The sequence below is a fragment of the Campylobacter concisus genome, assembly GCF_003048445.1.
In the GTDB taxonomy this organism is placed as follows: domain Bacteria; phylum Campylobacterota; class Campylobacteria; order Campylobacterales; family Campylobacteraceae; genus Campylobacter_A; species Campylobacter_A concisus_BF.
Genome location: NZ_PIQW01000030.1, coordinates 1 through 2,268 on the forward strand (window position 1 = coordinate 1; position 2,268 = coordinate 2,268).

General features: G+C 31.7%; 3 protein-coding genes. All 3 read left to right on the forward strand.

Going from position 1 to position 2,268, the window contains the following annotated elements; translation table 11 throughout:
* Positions 1 to 1,033: glycoside hydrolase family 19 protein (locus CVT14_RS10510; RefSeq protein ID WP_199907342.1), on the forward strand; the 1,033-nt coding region annotated here is incomplete at its 5' end.
* An 11-nt stretch (positions 1,034 to 1,044) separates the two neighbouring features.
* Positions 1,045 to 1,833, forward strand: a complete 789-nt coding sequence (locus tag CVT14_RS10515) for a hypothetical protein (RefSeq protein ID WP_035170343.1) — start codon at positions 1,045 to 1,047, stop codon at positions 1,831 to 1,833.
* A 1-nt stretch (position 1,834) separates the two neighbouring features.
* Positions 1,835 to 2,268, forward strand: a 434-nt coding sequence (locus tag CVT14_RS10520; RefSeq protein ID WP_413784383.1) for a hypothetical protein, incomplete at its 3' end; no start/stop codon positions are given.

The window sequence follows — 2,268 nt, forward strand, 5'->3', positions numbered from 1 at the left end:
AAATAAGAGATATCAAATTTATATAGATGAAGCAAATTCCGCAAACAATCAAAATCCAAGCAACACAAACCAAACAGGTCAAACAAAGATAAACCAAGATACCAAGTATGGTATCAACCTACTAAGCAAAGATAATATGAATAACTTTATAAACTCTTTTAATGAATCAAAGAGTATAACAAGAGTAGATAAGGGTATGTGGGTGGATGGGGATAGGGAAGCAAATGTTTTAATAGAGATCAAAGACTATCCTTTTACGCTAAGTATGCTAAAGCAGGTATTTACCAATATAAAAACAAATCAAGAATATATCTTGCAAGAGATGGTGGATGAGCTAAATAGAAGAGATGACGAAGATGGAATTCAAATGTATGTAAAATATAAGCTTGATACCAGAAATAGATTAGAGCATTTTTTTGGGCAATGTGCGGTAGAGGTAGAAAGTAGTTTCTCAAAACTGACAGAGAGTTTAAATTATAGCGTGAAAGGTCTTGTGGGGTCTAATATTGGCTATTTTAAAAACAATTATGATAGAAGCAAAAAAGTAGGAAGAATAGAAAACAAAAAAGGGGGAATAATTCAAAAAGCCAATCAAGAAGCCATAGCCAATCTAGGATATGCTGATGAAAATAGACCTAAAGACTTGCGACTTGGCAATACCGAAGAAGGCGACGGCTGGAAATATAGAGGTAGAGGGATAATACAAATAACTGGTAGAGAAATATATACTGACTTTAATACATTTGCACACAAAGTTAAATTAGTAGGAGATGAAGTAAGCTTTGTAGATAATCCAGAACTGGTAGCTGAGAATAAAACCTATGCTTTTGTGTCGGCTGCATTTTTCTGGATACATAAATATAAAATGGTATATAAAATAGCAGACGAAAGCAAAGTGGGTTCAGAAAATGAAGAGGTAGTAAATAAAGTAACAGATTTAGTAAATGGCGGTGCAAATAAAGAAAGCAGAACAAAAAGAATAAACTCTTATAAACGCATAAGAGAAGCAAATATATTTAAGAAATTTAAATAAAGGACTGAAGTATGAAATTTGTAAAATTAGTATTTTTATTTTTAGTAGTATGCCTTAATTTATATGGATTTGAGCCCATGATGCCAGGTAGGGCTTATGAGAAAGCTAGTGATGATTATGGGCAAGTTGATGGTGGAGTTTTTTGTGATGCAGACTATGGTACCGACTTTATTACTCCTAGTTTTAAATGCTATGACAATAAAGAGAAATATAAATTTAAAAAATACTCTTTAGAAGATTTTATATGTCAGTCAAGAAGTACTGCTTTTAGGGATAACTATTTTGCTGATCTTTATAATCTAATCGTAAAAGAAAAACCAAATTTAAAAGAAAAAGCTCAAAAAATAGCAAGAGAGAGGATAGCTAAAACTAAAAAGGAATGCATAGCTCCACGCTCTAAAAAATTTAAACAAAATTGCAAACTAACATTTAGTATATCTGGTGCTATTCATTGCTCTAGGTCATATTATAGAAGCTATACGGCTAAACTAGCACTGATGCTTTATGAGAACGATAAAGAGCTATTTAAAAGAATTTACGGCGAAGATTATGAGCATTTTAAAGAGGTATTTGAAGATACTTTAAAGTATGTGCCTATACTTTACTCTGAAGTAGAGCTAAATGGCATTAAAAAGACAGATGATAAGCTTTATGCTGAGTTTTTAAGAAAATATGATGACTATACTGGTGATTATGATAATTATAAAATCCATGATCTAATTTATATAGTATTAGTCCAATACTCCCTAATAGATAAAAATGGTCATTTAGTTTTGCCAGAGAATAGAAAAGAGGAGTAGTGTGCCTACTCCTTGCCACTTCCCCCTCCCCTCATCTAAAGATGAATATCTAAATTTCAATCTTCTAAATTTCGCTAAGGAGAATAACTTTACCCTTAGAGATGATAAAGACTCAGCTATGTTTGATATGAAGCTTCGTCTAGCTCTTGGTAATAATGTAGTACCTACATCAACATCTAGTTCAAGCCTTGCTCTAACACTAAATAATCTCATCATTGAAAACGAAAAAGGTGAAGCTAGTGATATAGATAAGATATATCTTCACCACTGCGGTGATAAGAGTATATATGAGAGTACATCTTTAGTTAAAAATAAAGACTCAGATATCAAAAACTCATATACAGCTACATTTAATATCCCTATAGATAGAAATGATAAGAAAGATACTAAGCTTATAGTCTATTCAAGTGATCTAAGCAAAATTTATGATACCAA

Excerpts from the sequence above, each read along its gene's own strand:
- CVT14_RS10515 (WP_035170343.1), top strand. The coding sequence starts at position 1,045 with ATGAAATTTGTAAAATTAGTATTTTTATTTTTAGTAGTATGCCTTAAT.